The organism is Roseitalea sp. MMSF_3546, assembly GCF_030732865.1.
GTDB lineage: Bacteria > Pseudomonadota > Alphaproteobacteria > Rhizobiales > Rhizobiaceae > Roseitalea.
Genome location: NZ_JASHKB010000010.1, coordinates 38864 through 57152, shown reverse-complemented (window position 1 = coordinate 57152; position 18289 = coordinate 38864). Strand labels below are relative to the sequence as shown.

Annotated in this window: 15 protein-coding genes; 3 read left to right on the top strand and 12 right to left on the bottom strand. The window is 67.7% G+C overall.

Annotated elements, in window-relative coordinates; genetic code table 11:
* Nucleotides 1-14 precede the first annotated feature (14 nt).
* The 12 genes from RBB34_RS10015 to RBB34_RS09960 form a co-directional block, all read right to left on the bottom strand.
* Nucleotides 15-1004, bottom strand: a complete 990-nt coding sequence (locus tag RBB34_RS10015) for an ABC transporter permease (protein ID WP_306119079.1) — start codon at nt 1002-1004, stop codon at nt 15-17.
* Entirely contained in the window at nt 988-2505 is a 1518-nt protein-coding gene (locus RBB34_RS10010; RefSeq protein ID WP_306119078.1) for a sugar ABC transporter ATP-binding protein, read from the bottom strand. The genes RBB34_RS10015 and RBB34_RS10010 overlap by 17 nt, the downstream gene beginning before the upstream one ends.
* Nucleotides 2498-3490: an ABC transporter permease gene (locus tag RBB34_RS10005; protein ID WP_306119077.1), complete on the bottom strand. Its 993-nt coding sequence runs from the start codon at nt 3488-3490 to the stop codon at nt 2498-2500. The genes RBB34_RS10010 and RBB34_RS10005 overlap by 8 nt, the downstream gene beginning before the upstream one ends.
* Before the next feature lie 85 nt (nt 3491-3575).
* On the bottom strand, nt 3576-4601 hold the full coding sequence (locus RBB34_RS10000) for a sugar ABC transporter substrate-binding protein (protein WP_306119076.1): 1026 nt from the start codon (nt 4599-4601) through the stop codon (nt 3576-3578).
* Nucleotides 4602-4654: 53 nt separating this feature from the next.
* Complete coding sequence (locus RBB34_RS09995) at nt 4655-5506, bottom strand: IclR family transcriptional regulator (protein ID WP_306119075.1); 852 nt, start codon at nt 5504-5506, stop codon at nt 4655-4657.
* Nucleotides 5503-6687, bottom strand: coding sequence for an extracellular solute-binding protein (locus tag RBB34_RS09990; protein WP_306119074.1), 1185 nt, complete (start codon nt 6685-6687; stop codon nt 5503-5505). Before RBB34_RS09990 ends, RBB34_RS09995 begins: the two co-directional genes overlap by 4 nt.
* Nucleotides 6688-6828: 141 nt before the next feature.
* Nucleotides 6829-8316: a sulfatase-like hydrolase/transferase gene (locus RBB34_RS09985; protein ID WP_306119073.1), complete on the bottom strand. Its 1488-nt coding sequence runs from the start codon at nt 8314-8316 to the stop codon at nt 6829-6831.
* 34 nt (nt 8317-8350) lie between these two features.
* Nucleotides 8351-9874, bottom strand: a complete 1524-nt coding sequence (locus RBB34_RS09980; RefSeq protein ID WP_306119072.1) for a sulfatase-like hydrolase/transferase — start codon at nt 9872-9874, stop codon at nt 8351-8353.
* 135 nt (nt 9875-10009) lie between these two features.
* Nucleotides 10010-11041 (bottom strand): LacI family DNA-binding transcriptional regulator, encoded by a 1032-nt coding sequence (locus tag RBB34_RS09975; RefSeq protein WP_306119071.1) that lies wholly within the window; start codon nt 11039-11041, stop codon nt 10010-10012.
* Between the two features lie 112 nt (nt 11042-11153).
* Nucleotides 11154-11654 (bottom strand): tripartite tricarboxylate transporter TctB family protein, encoded by a 501-nt coding sequence (locus RBB34_RS09970; protein ID WP_306119070.1) that lies wholly within the window; start codon nt 11652-11654, stop codon nt 11154-11156.
* Nucleotides 11647-13119 carry a tripartite tricarboxylate transporter permease gene (locus RBB34_RS09965; RefSeq protein ID WP_306119069.1) on the bottom strand — a complete coding sequence of 491 codons (1473 nt, stop codon included), beginning with the start codon at nt 13117-13119 and terminating at the stop codon, nt 11647-11649. The genes RBB34_RS09970 and RBB34_RS09965 overlap by 8 nt, the downstream gene beginning before the upstream one ends.
* Before the next feature lie 184 nt (nt 13120-13303).
* Nucleotides 13304-14248, bottom strand: a complete 945-nt coding sequence (locus RBB34_RS09960) for a tripartite tricarboxylate transporter substrate binding protein (RefSeq protein WP_306119068.1) — start codon at nt 14246-14248, stop codon at nt 13304-13306.
* A gap of 506 nt (nt 14249-14754) precedes the next feature.
* On the opposite strand from RBB34_RS09960, the gene RBB34_RS09955 reads away from it, so the two are divergent.
* From RBB34_RS09955 to RBB34_RS09945, 3 genes are all read left to right on the top strand, one after another.
* On the top strand, nt 14755-16023 hold the full coding sequence (locus tag RBB34_RS09955; RefSeq protein ID WP_306119067.1) for an ABC transporter substrate-binding protein: 1269 nt from the start codon (nt 14755-14757) through the stop codon (nt 16021-16023).
* A 123-nt stretch (nt 16024-16146) separates the two neighbouring features.
* Entirely contained in the window at nt 16147-17208 is a 1062-nt protein-coding gene (locus tag RBB34_RS09950) for an iron-containing alcohol dehydrogenase (protein WP_306119066.1), read from the top strand.
* 97 nt (nt 17209-17305) lie between these two features.
* Entirely contained in the window at nt 17306-18145 is an 840-nt protein-coding gene (locus tag RBB34_RS09945; protein ID WP_306119065.1) for an AraC family transcriptional regulator, read from the top strand.
* Nucleotides 18146-18289 lie beyond the last annotated feature (144 nt).

The following is an 18289-nucleotide window of genomic DNA, read 5'->3' as shown; positions in this document are numbered from 1 at the left end:
GTGCCTCCCTTTGTTCAGGCGCGTTCGCGCTTGGCCGAATCGAGCGCGACGGCCGCGATGATGATCGCCCCGGTGATGACGAGCTGCCACTCGGTCGGCGCGCTCATCATGCCCAGCCCGTTTGACACGAAGGCCAGGATCAGCACGCCCAGCGCCGACCCGATCAGCCCGCCGATGCCGCCGGCGAGGCTGACCCCGCCGAGTACGGCCGCCGCCACCGCCTGGAACTCGTAGTTGAGTCCGGCCACATGCACCGCCGAGCCAAGCCGCGAGGCCAGCAGGATGCCGCCGACCGTCGCCGCCAGCGAGGAGATGACGAAACAGGTGAACTTGATGCGCCGCACATTGTAGCCGGCAAGGCGCGCCACTTCGGCGTTGCCGCCCACCGCATAGACCTTCCGGCCAAAGCGCGTCTGCGTCATCAGCACGGCAAGCCCGCCGACCAGCGCGAAGGCGACCAGCGCCGGGTAGGGGATCAGACCCCACAGCCGGCCGTTGCCGAGCTGGAAGAAGCTTTCCAGATAGACCGTGTCGGCGATCGCCCGCTTGCCGGTGTAAAGGTAGACCAGCCCGCGAATGATGAACAGCGTGCCCAGCGTGACGATCAGCGAGTTGATCTTCAGATAGACAGAAAGGTACCCGTTGACGACGCCGATCAGAAGGCCGAGCGCCAGCGCGCCGCCAAGCCCGAGCGCCAGCGATCCGGTCGCGTTCATGATCACGATCAACGGGATGGCGATGGCGGCGACCAGCGAGCCGACCGAGATGTCGACCTCGCCCGAAATGAACACGATGGCGACGCCGGCCGTCAGGCACATCAGGATCGAGGCCTGGCCGAGCACATTGGTGATGTTGCGCAGCGACCAGAAATGCTCGGTCGCCAGCGCAAAGAAGCCGATGACGAGCGCCAGCGAGACGACGAGCGCGACCAGATTGCCGCGAAACAGGCGGTGGTCCGCCTTCCGGGCCGGCGCGGGGGCAGCGGTGTCAGCCGATTGCTGCATTGAGCACCTTCTCCTGTGTCGCCTCGTCCCGGTCGAAAAGGGCCGTCATGCGTCCCTCGGCCAGGACGGCGATCCGGTCGGACAGGTTGAGCAGTTCGGGCATTTCGGACGTCATCATGATGACGGCCAGCCCGCCCGCGGCCAGTTCGTTGATCGCCGCGAAGATTTCGGCCTTGGCGCCGACGTCGATGCCGCGCGTCGGCTCGTCGACGACGATGGCCTTGAGCCCGTACATCAGCCAGCGCGACAGCAGGACCTTTTGCTGGTTGCCGCCCGACAGCGTGCGGATCGGCTGGTCGAGGCTGGCAAGGCGGATGCGGAAGCGGTCGACGAAGGTCTGCGCCCTGGCGCGCTCGGCGCCGGCATCGACGAAGCCCGCGCGGGCGAAGCGCGCCAGCGAGGGCAGCGTCATGTTGCGCGTGACGTCCGCTTCCAGCATCAGCCCTTCTTCCTTGCGGTCCTCGGACAGAAGGCCGATGCCCAGCGCCTTGGCGCGGCCGGTATTGTGCGGTCGCAGCCGCTCGCCGCCAATGCTGATCTCGCCGGCGCTGATCGGATCGTAGCCGACGACCGCCTTGGCCAGTTCGGTGCGGCCGGCGCCCATCAGCCCGAAAAAGCCCAGCACCTCGCCCGCCCTGACATCGAAGGAAATGTCCGCGAGCTTGTTCCGGGTCGAAAGGTTCTTGACCGAGACGACGGTCTCGCCACCCTGGTGCCGCGTCTTGGGAAACAGATCGGTGATCTCGCGGCCGACCATGTCGACGATCAGCGAATGGTGGTCGTGCTCGGCGACCGGCTTCGTCGACACCCAGCGCCCGTCGCGCAGCACCGTGGCGCGGTCGCAGATGGCGAAGATCTCCTCGAGCTTGTGGCTGACATAGACGATGCCGATGCCCATGTCGCGCAGCCGGCCGATGACGCCGAACAGGTGTTCGACCTCGCCGGGCGTCAGCGAGGACGTCGGCTCGTCCATGACGACGACGCGCGCGTCATGGGCGAGCGCCCGCGAGATCTCCACGAGCTGCTGCTCGGAAAGCGACAGGTCCTTGACCGGCGCATCGACATCGAGCGCGAAACCGGCCCGGTCGAACAGCGCCTGCGCCTTCTGGCGCATGGTGCGCCAGTCGACCAGGCCCGCCGGGTTGCGCGGATGGTTTTCCATGAAGATGTTTTCGGCGACGGTGAATTCGGGGATCAGCGCGATCTCCTGGAACACCACCTTGACGCCGGCGGCGAGCGCATCGGCCGGCGCCTCGAAACTGACCGGCGTGCCGTCGAGCTCGATCGTGCCCGCATCCATCCGGTAGGCGCCGGCGAGGATCTTGATCAGCGTGGACTTGCCCGCGCCGTTCTCGCCCAGAAGCGCGTGCACTTCGCCGGCCATCACGTCGAGCGAAACGTCGTCGAGCGCCTTGACGCCCGGAAACGTCTTGGTGACGCCGGCCATGCGGATGATCGGACCTGCGGCGTCGGCAGCCGGCTTGCGCACCGCCTCAACCATCGGTGCGGCCCTTTCTGAGCTGGTCGAGAAACATCGCCAGGATGATCACGACGCCCGGCACGATGATCTGCAGATCCTGGTTCCAGCGCAGGATGATGATGCCGTTGTCGATGATCTTCAGGATCAGAACGCCCAGTATGGTGCCGGCGATGGTGCCCTTGCCGCCGAACAGGCTGGTGCCGCCCAGCAGCACCGCGGCGATGACGATCAGCTCGAAGCCGCGCCCGGCCGTCGGCTGGCCGGCATTGAGCAGCGAGGCGAGAATCGTCGCCGCCACGCCGACGAGGATGCCGGTGACGACGAATGCGACGAGCTTGATTGTTTCCGGCGACAGCCCCGAAAGCCGCGCCGCCTTGGGATTGGAGCCGACGGCGAAGACGCGCCTGCCGATCAGCGTGTAGTTGAGCATCACGTAGAAGACGACGGCAAGCAGCGCGGCGATGATCACCGGCACCGGCACCGGCCCGACATAGCCCGTCGCGATCAGCGAGAACGCCTCGATCTGGTGGTGGTTCTGCACCGCTTCGCGCGTATAAAGGAACACCCCGCCCTGCAGGATCATCATCGTGGCGATGGTCGCGATCAGCGAATTGACCTTCAGCCGCGTGACGACCAGGCCGTTGAACAGCCCCACGCCGCCGCCGAAGGCAAGCCCCGCCAGTATGCCCAGCGTCAGCGAACTGGTGGTGTTGATGACATCCATGACCACGCAGGACGCAAAGGCGAGCGAGGCGCCCACCGAAATGTCGACCTCGGCGGTGATCAGCAGCATCGTCATGCCGACCGCGACGATCAGAACCATCGCGCTCTGATGCAGGATCGCGGTCGCGTTCTCGGCGGTCATGAAGCGCGGCGCGGCCAGCGACAGCCCGACGATCAGCACCGCGAGCAGGATGATCAGGAAGATCTGCTCGTTGCGCAGCAGCCCGCCGAGCGAAAGCCCGCGCGCTTGCCGGGTCGGCGATTGGTCTGAGGTCACGCTCATCGCGCCAGGTCCATGTTCGGGTTGGCCTCGTGCTCCGCCGCTGGGCGGGCAGGGCGACAAGGCCCCGCCCGCAACCGGCTTTCGATCAAAGATCGGAGGCGTATTTCATGCACTGGTCGGGCGCTTCGAGCTCGTTGACGCGCTCCCAGTTGATCTGCCGGCTTTCGCCGTCGAAATCGTAGAACTCCAGGGCCGTCTCCGGCGTCAGCGTATGTGTCGGGCTGACGATGTGCTCGGGCAGGTCCTCGCCATTGAACATGGCGACCGCCGCGTCCATCGAGGTGAAGCCGACCTTTTCGGGGAACATCGCCGCTTCCAGTTGCAGCGGGCCGTCCTTGGCCATCTCGTTGAGGAAGGCCAGGCCCTCGCCGCCCGTGCCGACCACGAGCAGATTGTCCTCGGGCAGGCCGGCCGCGCGCCAGGCCTGAAGACCGCCCAGCGCCGAGGAATCGTTGATCCCGTAGATGACGTTGATGTCGCTGTCGGCGGCAAGCGCGGCGGCGGACACTTCCTGGGCGCGGTCGGGGTTGCCGCCACCGTCGAGGTCGTGGACCAGTTCGGCGTCGGGCATTTCGGTGCGGATGCCGTCCATGAACCCGTTCGAGCGCAGCACCGTCGCCGACAGCAGCGGCAGGCCGACATTCATCACGCGCACCGGACCTTCGAGGTTTTCCTTGGCCCATTTGCCCGCTTCCACGCCGGCGTTGTAGCCGGTGTCGTAGTCGCAGATGGCGACAAGTGTATCCATGCCGACCACCGGATTGCCTTCGAGCACCACCGGCACGCCGGCCGCCTTGGCCCGGCGCAGGATCGGCACCGCGCCTTCCTCGTTGACCGGCGTGATGATCATCACGTCGACATTGCGCGCCATGAAGTCCTCGGCGGCCGAGACCTGCTTGGCGATGTCGAGATTGGCGTCGATGACCTCCAGTTCGATGCCCAGTTCGGCGGCGCGGTCCTGCATGCCGCCGATCACGTTCTGGTACCATTCATGGGTGGCGTAGTTGACGATGTAGCCGACCGTCTTGGGCGTTTCCTGCGCCATCGTGGTGGCCACCATGGCGACGGTCGAGGCCGCCGCGATCAGCAATGTCTTCATCGATTTGTGCATCTTGCTCCTCCTTCGTGACTGACAGATGCGATTGGCGAGCGATGCGCCGAGCGTCATCGCCCGCCTGCGGGCAGATCGTTTTCGTCTTCCGACAGCCTGCTGCCTGCGCCGAGCTGTCGCGACAACGCCCGTCCGGCGTCGATCGTGTGTTCGAGAACCGTCTCGAGCGGCACCGTCGCCGCCCGCTGCTTGAGGTGGGCGACCGTCAGCGCGGCGACGACATGGCCCAGATAGTCGAAGATCGGCACGGAGATGTTGGTGACGCCGTCGACGGCGAGCGAGGCGCGCAGGTCATGGCCGCGCGCGACGATCTCCTCGGCCTGGCGCCGCACAGTGGCCACCGGTCCGGCGCCCGTTTCGCGGGCGGCGACCGCCCGGTCGAGCCCCTCGCGGGTCGCTGCGTCCGAAAATGCGTAGAGCAGAAGCCCCGAACTGGTCTCCTCGAACGGAAAGCGCGCGCCCAGCGACACCGAATAGCGCATCGGCAGGGGCGGGTCGGCCTGCATGATGATCAGCACGTCCGCGCCGCTGAGCACGGCCAGATGGCACGACTGCATCGTCGCCGGCGCCAGCGCCTGCATGATCGGCAGCGCCGCATCGGCCAGTTGCCGTGTCGTCGGAATGCGGTGGGCGAGTTCGAACAGCTTGAGCGAGAGCTTGTAGCGGTCGCTGCCGGGCGGCCGGTACAGATAGCCGCGCGCCTCCAGCACCTGGATGACGCGATAGATCTCGTGCACGCTGCGCCCGACGCCGGCGGCGAGCTCGGTGGCGGTCAGGCCCTCGGGCATGGTGGCCGCGTATTCGATCAGGTCGAGCGCCTTTTCGGCGGCCGGCACGTTGTAGGTGCGCTTGCCGCGCTCGGTCGGTACGGCCGCCGGGGCCGGTTTGGACCGCGTGTCCCTCATTGTGCCGCAACCGTTCGCGCCGTGCCCTCGCGCAGGGCGCCGTAGGAGTCGTTCAGCCACGACAGGAACGCCGCCTCGGGCGCTTCGTCGTGGATGACCGCCGTGATCCGGTGCGTCGCCTCGCGGAACAGCGGCACGAAGCCGTCGAAGGTCGGGCGCAGATAGGCATCGTCCATCGCCGCGAGCGTGTTCGCCAGGAAATTGCCGGTCAGCGCGTTGCATTGCGCGCTCTGCCAGGCCGCCCGGCTGGCCGGCTGCCCGCCCGCGCGCACATATTCGCCCGTCTGGAAGTCCTGCCCGCACAGCCACGCCGCATAGGCATAGGCGGCTTCGGGGTCGGCGGTTTCGGCGCTGATGCCGATGCCGGCCCCGCCGAGCAGCGCGCGCGCCGGCCTGTCGGCAAACACCTTGGGAGGGCCGCCGAAGGTCAGCGGGCGCGCCGGGTGGGTGGCGTAGTTGATGTAGTTGAACGCATAGGGAACATAGACGATGTCGTCATTGGCGACCATGTGGTCGAAGCACTGGATCGGGTTCCAGTGCCGCGCCTCGGGATGGGCCTGGGCGATCAGCCGCCGCAACAGCTCCATCACCTGGCCCGCCGTCTCCTCGGAAACCAAGCGGTCGGCCCGTTCGCCCGGCGTTTCGCCGGTGCTCGCGGCAAGCGACAGGAAGCAGCAGAAAAGGTCGGTCGGCTTTCCCGGGAAGGCCATCCAGCAGCCTCTGGCGCGCGCTGCCTCGCCAAGCGCGATCACGCCCTCGATCGTTGCCGGCACGTCGAATCCGTGACGATCCATCAGATCGGCGCGCCACGCCGCCGTCTGCCCGGCGGCATCGATGGGCAGCGCCCACAGCCGGTCATCGGCCCAGTAGGACTGCCAGGACGCGCCGACCGAATCGGCGGCAAAGCGCTCCCGGTCGGCCGCGGTCACGAAATCGGTCAGATCGAGCAGATAGCCGCGCTGCGCCGCCTCGCCGACGAAGGGGTGGTCGAAGATGACCAGGTCGTAGCGCGCCGCATATTCGTCAAGATTGCCTTCGCCGAAGCTGTAGAGCGAGCGCCGCTCCCAGACCACCTGGCGGCCGTGGGTTTCGGCATAGATCGGCACGCTCGCATCGAGCGGGCCCCAGCAGCGCCTGTGATCCCATGCAACCCCACGCAACGCGCTCGTGTCGGCGACCATCTCGTCCTCCCCGGTGTTCCGGGAGCGATAGTCTCATATCGTTTTTATAAGTGCAAACAGTTTTTCTATATAGAATTCGCTGGCGCGAGCGGCCGGCGATCGCCGGCGGCCCGATCGGCCCGCCAGCGCGCCAGGGCCGGTTCAGGCCGGCCCTTCGTTCGGATCGGTCAGCCAGCTGTCACTTGCCGCCATTTGCCAGCGCACGATCTCGGCGGGCGCGACCGCCCGCGTCCATTGCCTGAGCAGGTCCTGCTCCGCCGCGCGGGTTTCGAGCACGCCGGCGATGGCATCGGGATCCCAGTCGCTCAGAACCCGGGCGCGCAGCGCCGCGCAGACGGCCGCGTGACCGGGATCGCCGGCAAGATCCTCGGTTTCGGCCGGATCGGCGCGCATGTTGAACAATTGCTCCGGCTCGCCGTGATGGTAGACATACTTGAAACGGCCCGTGCGGATCATTCGCTGGATGACCCGTTTGCCGCCGGTCCATGCCGCAATGCCGTCATTGACGTATTCGCACAGGGCCGCGTCGACCCAGGGCGCCGAGGGGTCGGCGAGCATCGGCGCAAAGCTCCGGCCCTGCGCGTTCGGCAAGGCCGGCGCGCCGGCGCAGTCGAGCATGGTCGCGGTCAGATCGATCTGGCTGACGACGGTGCGGCGGCGTCGACCGGGTTCGATGGTGCCCGGCCAGGCCATGATCAGCGGCACGCGCGCGGCCTCGTCGAAAAGCGTCGACTTCCACCACAGGCCGCGATTGCCCAGATGTTCGCCGTGATCGGAGGTGTAGATCACCAGCGTGTTCTCGCCGAGGCCGGCGCGCGACAGCGCCGCGAGAACCTCGCCGATCATCGCGTCCATCGCCGTCACCAGCCCGTAATAGGCGGTGCGGGCGCGCTCGACGTCCTCGGGCGCCGCGTCGGCAATGCCGCGATCGTGCCGCCACCAGCGATGGTGCGGATGCTCCCTGCCAGGCGGGCCGAGCGCGGGCGGGGGCACCATGCCGCGATAGCTCTCGTACAGGGCGGGATCGCACACATAGGGCGCGTGCGGCAGGATCCAGCCGACCGTCAGGGCAAAGGGCGTGTCGTCCCCCGCCGCCTTGCGCCGGCCCAGTTCGTCGAGCGAGCCGATGGCGGCGTCGGTGACCGCGCGGTCATAGCTCTCATAGGCCGAGCGCCCCGGCCCGGACGCCGTCAGGCTTTCGCGCCATGGATCGTTGGCCTTGTCGAGCGGGCCGAGATCGTGCGCCGGTCCGCCGGGCCAGTTCGGGCTGTGATCGCCGATCATGCGCGTGGCATAACCGCGGGTCTGGTCGGGGCCGAGCGAATGCATGCGGCCGACCAGCCGCGTCTCGTAGCCGGCCGCGCCCAGCGCATGCGCAAATGTCGGCACGCCCGAATGCATGATGTCCTGATTGACCCAACATTGCAGGCGGTGCGGTTCCTGGCCGGTCAGGAATGACATGCGCGAGGGCAGGCAGATCGGCGAGGGGCAGTAGCAATTGTCGAAGGTGACGCCGCGCGCGGCCAGCGCATCGAGATTGGGCGTGCGCACGACCGGGTCGCCATAGCAGCCGGCCAGCGCGGCGTGCTGGTCGGAATAAAGAAGCAGGATATTGGGGCGTTGCGTCACGGGACACCGGCGCGCTGGAGGGGGGCTCTGGCCGTCATCGGCTTGCGGCGGCCGCCGGCGCCGAGGCGTGGGCGGTCTGCTGGTCGTCGAGACGGTTGTGCTCGGGCTTCATCTCCCACATGAACCGGCTTTCGGGCCGCACGGTCTCGGCCCAGCGCGCCAGGATCCGCTTGTCGGGGATCGACGCTTCGATATGGCGCTCGATCGCATCGGGGTCCCAGCCCTCGAGCACCTGACGGGTCAGCTGTTGGCGAATGGCAGCATGGGCCGGGTCGGCTGCGAGATCGCGCGTTTCGTCGGGGTCGGCCGTGAGGTCGAAAAGCTGCGGCCGGTAGCCGTGATAGTAAACCAGCTTGTAGCGCTCGGTGCGGATCATGCGGATCTGCCCGGTGCCGGGAATGCCCCAGTCGAATTCGGACCCGTAGCAGTATTCGCTGAACGTCCGGTTCGCCCAGGGCGCGGCGGCATCGCGCGCGACGCCAAGGAAGCTCACGCCGTCGGCATTGGGCAGCGGCGGCGCGCCCATGGCCTCGAGCATGGTCGCGGTCAGGTCGATGAGGTTGACGACCTGCGTGCGCCGCTCGCCGGCGGGCAGGCGATCCGGCCAGCGCATGATGACCGGCACGCGGGCGGATGCCTCGTAGAAGGTGTGCTTCCACCACAGGCCGTGCTCGCCGATCTGCTCGCCATGGTCGGAGGCGTAGACGACGAGCGTGTTGTCGGCCAGGCCGAGCGCGTCGAGCCGGTCGAGGATGCGCCCGATCATCCGGTCCATGGCGTGAACCAGGCCGTAATAGGCGGTGCGCGCGCGCAACTCCTCCTGCTCGGTGACATCGACGATGTCGCGATGGGCGCGCCAGCGGGCGATCCAGGGATGGTCGTCTTCGGGGGCCGGTGCGCGCCTGGCCGCAAGCCCCACCTTGCCGGCAAAGCGCTCGTAATCGGCCTTGCGCGCAACGAAGGGCGCGTGCGGCAGCATCAGCCCGACGGTCATGGCAAAGCGCTCCATCGTGCCCGACCGGAGCCTGTCGGCATAGTCCTCCAGCGTTGCGACCGCCCTGTCGGCGACCTGTTCGTCCTTGACGTCATAGGCGCTCAGCCCGATCCCGGACTGGCGCAGGCTGCGCCGGTCGGGCGACGCGGTGCCCTGCAGCGGCCCCATGTCGATGCGCGGCACCCCCAGCCAGTTGGGATGGTGATCGCCGATCTCGCGCCGGGCGTAGCCCAGGAGCTGGTCGGGGCCGACCGAGTGCAGCCGGCCGATCAGCGTCGGATGACAGCCGGCCGCGCCGAGCGAATGCGCCATCGTCGGAATGCCCGAATGCAGGATGTCCTCGTTGCCCCACACACGGTTTCGGTGCGGGTGACGGGCGGTCATCATCGCCATGCGCGAGGGCGTGCAGATCGGCGAGGGGCAGTAGGCGTTGTCGAAGGTGACGCCCGCGCTCGCCAGCCGGTCCAGATTGGGGGTTGCGGCGATCGGGTCGCCATAGCAGCCGGCGACTTCCGCGCTGTGCTGATCGGAGAAGATGAACAGCAGGTTGGGCTTGTCGGACATGGATCGCCTTTCGGGTCGGTGGGCCATGAACGGCCTCAAGGGGCAGCGTGCGGGGTGCCGCGGTCAGATGTACTCGAGAACATTTACTGTGTAAACCGGGCCATGAACGTCAGAAAACATATTGATATCGGGCATTTAGGTCGTCTGGCGGTGGAGCACCTTCGCCGGGATCCGAATGCGCTCGGGCGCCGCCGTGCGGTCATTGACATGGCGAAGGATCTGCTCGGCCCCGTATTCGACCACGCGCTCATAGGGAAAGTCGAGGCTGGTCAGGCCGGGCTTGATCACCGAGGTCAGTTCGGTGCCGTCGACCGCGCACAGACCGATGTCGCGCGCCGGCGTCAGGCCATGCGACAGGCAGTATTGCAGCGCGCCGACCGCGACCATGTCGCTGGCATAGAGCAGGGCGTCGGGCATCCGGTCGTGCTCGTGAAGGTGCTGCATGAGTTCGTAGCCGGCCTGAAAGCCGGGAAAGCACTTGATCTCGGTGCCGGCGATCCAGGTGTCGGCGGCCGGCGCGGCGGGCCTCGTCCCGCCGAGCATCCGCACCGTGCCCTTGCGCGCCGTGATCGCCTTTTCGAACCCGCTCAGGCGGCGCTCGTTCATGATGTTCAAAGGATTGGCCGAGTGCACATAGCCGATCCGGCGATAGCCGCGGTCCAGAAGGTGATCGGTGAGGATCTCGGTCGCCTCGGCCTGATCGTAGCCCACGCAGGTGTCCGGGCTGTCAGCGCGATAGTTGAGCAGTTCGACAACCGGCGTGTGCCGGTCGAGCAGCGATTGCCGGGCCGTCTCGGTGAGCTGGATGCCGAAGATGACGATCGCCGCCGGCTTCCAGCCGATCAGTTCGGGCAGAACCGCCTCGCGCTGCGCCTCGATGTCGAGCACCGGAAACAGGTTGACGATCAGCCCGCTCTCATAGAGCGCCGCCGACAGCCGTTCGAGCACGGCGCCATAGACGCCCGACATCTGCGGCGGCGTGATCAGCGAGACGATGCGGCTGTGCTCGGCCTTCAGCCCGCGCGCGATCTGGTTGGGTACGTAGCCGGTCCTGGCGATGGCGGCGCGGATGCGCTCGAGCGTGTCCTCGGCGACCAGTTCGGGGTGCGACAGGGCGCGCGAGACGGTGATCCGGTTGACCCTGGCTTCGCGCGCCACATCGGCCATGCGGGGTCTTTTCAGCCGTTGCTCGCCCAAATCCTCGCCTCTTCAAGCTTGCCGCATCCGCGATCGCTTATATCGGCCCTTGCCATCGTGTCCACACAGCCGCGACCGGTCCTCATCCGGGCAGGTCGATGATCAGGACCTGCGTGAAGATGAACTGCAGGAACAGCCCCAGGCCAAGCCCGATCGCCGCGCCCAGCGCCGCATCGCGCCAGCGGTTGTGCTGCGACAGGAGCGCGGTGGCCACCGCCATGAAGGCGCATGTCGCCACGAAGAAGGGGATCTGCCGGCTCGCCAGCGCGGCGACATAGCCAAGGGTCGCCAGCGCGAAGATCGCACCGTTGCGCAGCCCCACCGTGTCGACGCCCGGTCCGCTGTCGGGCTCCCAGCGCCGCCTTGCGACATGGACGACGATCTGCAGCGCGGTCAGCGCGGCGACGATGGTGGCGACGGCGGTCGGCAGCAGGTCGGGGCCGACCGTGTCGAAGACCGGTCCCTTGGTCTTGCCGGTCTCCGAGATGATCGCCGCGCAGAACACGACAATGCCGATCTCGACATGCAGTTCGCCGAGCAGCTTGAGCGCGGTGGGACGTGTCGGAGAGGGTTGCTCAGGCATTCTTGTTCACCCGGAACATGAGATAGGCCATGATGGCGGTCAGCGCCATGCAGATCAGCGGGATCGGCGTGAAGACCAGCGGCAGCACGTCGCCGCCGGTATACATGGTCGCCTTGCGGAACGAGGTCTCCGCGATCGGCGCCAGCACCAGCCCGATCACCATGGGTGCAAGCGGATAGTTGCGCCGCTCCATGAAGAAGCCGACCGCCGAAAAGGCCAGCATGACGAAGACATTGTACCAGCTGTTGGCGAGCGCGTAGGAGCCGATCACGCACAGCACGAGCACGCCGGGCAGCAGCATCTTGGTGGGGATCGAGGCGATCCGCGCGATCCAGCCGGTGGCCAGATACATCACGCCGAGCATGATGACGTTGGCGACCAGGACCGAGGCGAGGATGGTCTCCACGAATTCGGGGTTGGAGCGGTAAAGACCGGGGCCGGGCTGCAGGCCGTGGATGATCAGCCCGCCGATCAGGATCGCGTCGATCACCGAGCCCGGAATGCCCAGCGAGATCAGCGGTACGAGCGCGCCGCCGACCGTGGCGTTGTTGGCGCTCTCGGAGGCGACCACGCCTTCTTCCGAGCCGTGGCCGAAGCGCTCGGGCGCCCGGGAGGAGGCCTTGGCCACCGAATAGGCGAAGGCCGAGCCGATATTGGCGCCCACGCCCGGCAGGATGCCGATCCAGGTGCCGATCACCGAGGAGCGGACCAGATTGGTGGCGTGCATGCGCATGTCGGCGAGCGTCATGTACATGCCGGTCAGCTTCTGGCTGATGCCCTCGCTGGCGCGGGTCCCGCTCGGCCGGACGATCTCGGCGAGAACCTGATTGCCGGCGAACAGGCCGACCAGCACCGGCAGCAGCTGAAAGCCGTCGCGCAGCGCGTCGAAGCCGAAGGTGAAGCGGTAATTGCCGCCGATCGGATCGATGCCGGGCAGCGAGATCAGCATGCCGAGCAGACCGGCGATCAGCCCCTTGATCATGTTGCCCTTGCTCAGGATGACCAGCAGCACCAGCGCCATGACGATCATCGCGAAGAAGTCGAACTGGCTGAAGCGGACGGCGAGGATCGACAGCGGCCGGGCGAGCAGCACCAGGAAGACCCAGGAGACGATGCCGCCCACGAAGCTGGCCGCGATGGCAAGCCCGATGGCGCGCCCCGCCTTGCCCTGCTGGGTCATGGGATAGCCGTCGAATGTGGTCATGACGGCGGCGGCGGTGCCCGGCATGCGCATCAGCACGGCGGTGATCAGCGAGCCGGAGACGCCGCCGACATACATGGCGATCAGCATCGCCATGGCGTGGACCGGCTCCATGCCGAAGGTGAACGGCAGGGAGAGCGCGATCAGCATCGAACCGGTCAGGCCCGGAATGGCGCCCACCGTGATGCCGAGCACGACGCCGACCAGCACGAAGAACAGCATGGCCGGCGTCAGCGCCGAAAGGAGCGGGGTGATCAGGTCCAAAATCGTCTCGCCGGGTTCGGGTCTGTAGAGGATGGGCTGCCATGGCGGCCATGGCCATCACGCGATGTCCATCATGGCACGGCCGATGGCGGAGGCGAACAGCTACGCTAACGGTTGCGGCGCCCAAGGCGGGCGAGGCGCACTGCCGGGACGGGACGCGCCGTTGCGGCGCGCCCCGCATCGCTCATTCAAGCGTTGCAGCGATGCCTTCGATGGTCCGGTAGAGTTCGGCGACCTCCGGGCCGGCCTGCTCGCCGGTGGCAAAGCTCGGGATCATGCCGCGCTCGGTCAGCGTGGCGGCGACCTCCTCGTTCTCGATGGCCGCCCTGATGGCCGCGCCGAACGCCTCGACCCGGTCGGCGGGCGTGCCGTCCGGCATCAGCCACATATACTCAACGCCCATGTTCGTGGGGTAGCCCTGCTCGGTCGCGGTCGGCACGTCCGGAAAATAGGGGATACGGTCGCCGCCCAGCGCGGCGATCACGCGCACATCGCCCGATTCGACGACCGGCAACGCCTCCGAGCCGGCGAGCACGCCGACATCGATATGCTCGCCCAGAAGCGCCGCCGTGGTGGCCGCGCCGCCGCCGGTCTGCACGAAGCGGAAGGCCACGTCGTCGGCGCGCGCCTGCAGCATCAGCATGGAGAAATGGTTGACCGCGCCCAGATTGACCCCGGCGATCACCGGTTCGTCACCGCGCACCTTGTCCATGAGCTGGTCGAGCGTCTCGACATCGGAACTGGCCGGCACGACGACCACCAGCGGGATCTCGACCGAAAGCGCGGCGATGTCGTAGTCGTCGATGGTGAAGTCGGCCTTGCCCAGCGCCATCGCCGACAGCAGCGTGACGTGGTTGGCGAGCGCGGTGTAGCCGTCCGGCTCGGCCTCGACGACGCGGCGGCTGCCGCCGACCGAGCCGCTGCCGGGCACGTTGATGACGACGACGGAAGTGCCCAGCGCCTCTTCGAGATGCGGCTCGAGCGTGCGCACCAGAACGTCGGTGCCGCCGCCGGCCGCGGCGGGCACGACGATCTCGATGGGCTCGGACGGATAGTCCTGGGCGAGTGCGGCTCCGGTTGCGATAACGGCCCCGCATGCGGCGGCCAGATACGGTCTCAATGCTCTCATGGTTTCCTCCCGTTTTGGTCTGTCGCGCCGCGGTGACGCGATCGGTGTGGTATCGAGCCGCCGCGTCCGCCCGAAGCGTCCCGGCGGAACGGCGATCATGCGGACATGTCCCTCCCGAAGCCGATGTTCTCGAGTACACTAACCGACAATGTACTCGAGTACAATAGCGAATTTGCCCATCCCGGACGCAGGCAATGTGCACCGGGCGTCGGCGCGCCGGTTCGCCGCCATTGCCCGCGCGGGCATCGCCTCGGCGCCCCATTATCGGGGACCGGGGGCACGCGCGCTGCAGCCCGATGGCAAGGAGATGGCGCGACCCGTCGCTTTGGCGCGCTGCGTGCGATCGCGAAAAAACAGACGCAGGGGTATGGCGCCCAACCGTCGGTGATCGTCCGGCCAGCGCGCTTCGGCCTAGTGTGCTGTCATGTCGCCATTTGCGTGTGCGCAGGCGGCGGGGCGGCGACCGCGACAAGCTCCGGCCTGCGCTTCAAACTGGGAGGAGACCTATGAGGAAGGCATTTCTCGCCACGGCCATGGCCGCGGCGGTTGCACTGCCGACGGCTGCCATGGCGCAAGACGACACCATCAAGCTCGGCGTCCTCGTCGCGCTTGAAGGGGCGTTCGCCGAAGGCGGCAAGGATTCGGTGCGCAACGTCGAACTGGCGCTGCAGCAACACGACTTCATGGCCGGCGGCAAGACGATCGAATATGTCGTCGCGCCCTCTGACACCACGCCCGACACGGCCGTCCGCCAGGCCCGCAAGCTGATCGAGCAGGACGGCGTCGACATCATCATCGGTCCGCTTTCAGGATCGGAAGGCATCGCCATGCGCGACTATGCCAAGACGATCCCCGACAAGACCGTCATCAACGGCATTTCCGGCGCGCTCGAGACGACCTGGGTCGATCCGGCCGACAACTTCTTCCGCTTCAATCTCGACGGCGCGCAATGGGGCGCCGGGCTTGGCACCTATGTGGTCGAGGAAAAGGGCTGGGACCGCGTCGCGACCGTCGCGGCGGACTACTCGTTCGGCTACACCAACTTCCTCGGCTTTGCGGTCGACTTCTGCCGCGCCGGCGGCGAGATCGTCGAGCGCTTCTGGGTGCCGCTCGGCTCGTCGGACTTCGGCGGCGTGATCGCGGCCATGCCCGATGACATCGACGCCATCTATCTGGGTGTGGGCGGCACCGATGCGATCAACTTCCTCAACCAGTACCGCCAGGCCGGCGCCGACACGAACCTGATCGGCGGCACCATCATGGCCGACCAGACGGTGCTGACCTCGCGCGGTCGGGCCAAGCAGGCACTGATCGGCACGCCGACCTCCGGCGCGCTCGCCGAGGACAACCCCGATCCGGCCTGGCAGGACTATGTGCAGGCCTATCAGGACGCCTTCCCCGAGGACGAGCGTTTCCCCACGCCCTCGCTGTTCGGCGTCGGCTACTACATCGCAACGCTCGCCGCCATCGAGGCGCTGAACCAGGTCGACGGCGATCTCGGCAACGGCCAGCAGGCCTTCCAGGAGGCGCTTGCCAACCTGTCGCTGGAAACCCCGCTGGGCACCGTCGAACTGAACGAGAATCGGCAGGCCTCGGGCACCGTCTACATCAACGAGGTGCAGGAAGGCCCGGACGGCAATCTCGTCAACGTCATGGTCGGCAAGAAGGAAGGCGTCAACCAGACGCTCGGCATGACGCCCGAGGAGTTCCGCGCCATGGGACTGCCCTCGCGCGATACGCCCGACTGCGAGGCGCTGGCCGCCTCGGCCGGGTGACGCCCTGACACCGCGCAGGCCCGGGTCGCGAACCCGGGCCTGCATCCGCTTGGACGGCAACTGACGGTGCGCTGCACGGGATCGATACCGCGCTGCGCCCGCCACCTGTCGGGGGAGGCGCGGATGTCGCTGATCACCTATCTGACGCGCATTCATTTCGCCGAGCGCGTGCTCGAGGATGCTCTGCCCGAGGCGATGCGACGGCTTTCGGCCAGGCGTCCGCTGCTGCTTGCCGATGAGGACGGACTGTGCGGCGAGGGGTTCGCCCGCCTCGAGGACGCCCTGCCGCCCGGCACGCGCGCCCAGCTTCTGCCGACGATTGCCGCCGAGCCCGATCGCGCGCTCCTGCAGTCCGCCCTTGCGGCATACCAAGACGGCGGCTGCGACGTCATTGTCGCCCTTGGCGGGACGGCCGCGCTCACCTTCGCCCGCATGCTTGCGGCCATGCCCGGTGCCGGCGCCGCCGGGCTGCCGCTGATCGCCGTGCCGGCAACCGTCGCCGGCGTCGGTCTGGGGCCGGTGCATCCGCCCGTGCCGGGCAAGGCGATCGGCGCCGCCGTGCCCGCGGCCATCCTTTGCGATCCGACGCTGTCGATGGCGATCGGCCCGGAGCGCACCGCGGCGCACGGCTTCGACGCGCTGACCCATTGCATCGAGGCTTTCCTGTCGACCGCCTACAACCCGCCCGCCGACGGCATCGCCCTTGAGGGCATTCGCCGGGCGACGCTGCATCTCGAGCGCGCCGTTGCCGACCGTGGCGACCTTGAAGCGCAGCGCGAACTGCTCGCCGTGGCGCTCAATGCCGGCCTTGCCGCGCAAAAGGGGCTTGGCGGGGTCGCCGCGCTCGCCCGCGCGGCGGAAGCCGAATGGGGCCTGGCACGCCGCCACGGCACGCTCAATGCCGCCCTGATGCGGCCGGTGCTGACATTCAACGCGCCGGCCGTCGGCGACCGGTACCGGCGCATCGCCGAAGCGATGGTTTTGCCGCCCGACGCCGACGTGACGGTGGAACTGGCCCGGCTTGGGGCGCGCCTTGGCCTGCCCGATCGCATCGGGGCACTGCGCACCGGCACCCGGCGCCTGTCGAGCGTCGCCCGCAAGGCCGCCGCCGACCCGGCCAATCAGACCAACCCCCGGCACGCCACGCCGCATGACTATCTGGTCCTTCTCGAGGAAGCATTCTGATGGCCGACCGACACGGGCCGGGCGTGCCCATTGCCAGATCGCCACGCTGCGCTATTGTGTCGCGTCCAGGGCATCACACGATGCCGGGGGGAGGAGAATGAGTACTGCGATCGCCGTGTTTCACGGTGCCTTCGGTCGCGTGTGCCTTTATTCGATGGATCGGCGCATGGCGCCGCACGGGCACCGCGAGGGGCATCTGATCTTCCACGTCGACGGTCCGCCGGGGCAATTGGTCGTCGATGACCGGCCCTGGCCCATCTCGGCGGGTCAGGGCGTTGCCGTCAGCCCCTGGCAGGGGCACTTCTACGCGCCGATCACCACCGACGTGCCGACCCTGGCGCTGGTGCTTTATATCCGGCCGGGCTGGTTCGTCGAAGCCGCCCGCCAGGCGTCGGCATCCATGCGCTTCGGGCGTGTCGGCATAGAGGTCACCGATCATCTGATGCGACTGGTCACCGAGACGGCGCATGTCATGCTCGATCCGGATATGGACGACCCGCTGCTCGAGGACCGCCTGTGCGCGCTCACCCAGGCCGCCTTCGACCAATCCTGGCAGTGGACCGAGCGTGGCTCGGCCTTCACCGGACCGAACCGCGCCGGACGCGACTACCGGATACGCAAGGCCGTGCGCTTTCTGCAGAACAGTATCGGCGAGGACTTCGAACTGAACGCCGTCGCCCGCGAGGTCGGCCTGTCGCGCCCCCATTTCTACAAGCTGTTTCGCGAGCAGGTCGGACTGACACCCAATCTGTTCCTCAACGCGCTGCGCATGGAGCAGGCGATCGACCGGCTGGCCGGCACGCAGTCGGCCGTCGCCGATATCGGGTACGATCTGGGCTTTTCCAGCCAGGCCAGCTTCTCGCGCTTTTTCATCTCCAACGGCGTGGTGCCGCCATCGGCCTATCGGCGCTGCGTGCAGTCGGTCGAACTCCAGTAGGCGCGCGCTGCGGCCGCCGCCGCGCCAAGCGCGATCGCCGGGCCGCGCCGGCCGGCCGAGTTTTCCCGACCTTGCGCGCAATGAACAGACTGTCGGGTATGCCGCTTGCCGCGAGCGCACGCTAGTCTTCGGCGGGAGGAGTTG

Bases quoted from the DNA above. Each gene is read 5' to 3' on its own strand.
- RBB34_RS10015 (WP_306119079.1), bottom strand. From the start codon at position 1,004: ATGCAGCAATCGGCTGACACCGCTGCCCCCGCGCCGGCCCGGAAGGCG.
- RBB34_RS10010 (WP_306119078.1), bottom strand. From the start codon at position 2,505: ATGGTTGAGGCGGTGCGCAAGCCGGCTGCCGACGCCGCAGGTCCGATC.
- RBB34_RS10005 (WP_306119077.1), bottom strand. From the start codon at position 3,490: ATGAGCGTGACCTCAGACCAATCGCCGACCCGGCAAGCGCGCGGGCTT.
- RBB34_RS10000 (WP_306119076.1), bottom strand. From the start codon at position 4,601: ATGCACAAATCGATGAAGACATTGCTGATCGCGGCGGCCTCGACCGTC.
- RBB34_RS09995 (WP_306119075.1), bottom strand. From the start codon at position 5,506: ATGAGGGACACGCGGTCCAAACCGGCCCCGGCGGCCGTACCGACCGAG.
- RBB34_RS09990 (WP_306119074.1), bottom strand. From the start codon at position 6,687: ATGGTCGCCGACACGAGCGCGTTGCGTGGGGTTGCATGGGATCACAGG.
- RBB34_RS09980 (WP_306119072.1), bottom strand. From the start codon at position 9,874: ATGTCCGACAAGCCCAACCTGCTGTTCATCTTCTCCGATCAGCACAGC.
- RBB34_RS09975 (WP_306119071.1), bottom strand. From the start codon at position 11,041: ATGGCCGATGTGGCGCGCGAAGCCAGGGTCAACCGGATCACCGTCTCG.
- RBB34_RS09970 (WP_306119070.1), bottom strand. From the start codon at position 11,654: ATGCCTGAGCAACCCTCTCCGACACGTCCCACCGCGCTCAAGCTGCTC.
- RBB34_RS09960 (WP_306119068.1), bottom strand. From the start codon at position 14,248: ATGAGAGCATTGAGACCGTATCTGGCCGCCGCATGCGGGGCCGTTATC.
- RBB34_RS09955 (WP_306119067.1), top strand. From the start codon at position 14,755: ATGAGGAAGGCATTTCTCGCCACGGCCATGGCCGCGGCGGTTGCACTG.
- RBB34_RS09950 (WP_306119066.1), top strand. From the start codon at position 16,147: ATGTCGCTGATCACCTATCTGACGCGCATTCATTTCGCCGAGCGCGTG.
- RBB34_RS09945 (WP_306119065.1), top strand. From the start codon at position 17,306: ATGAGTACTGCGATCGCCGTGTTTCACGGTGCCTTCGGTCGCGTGTGC.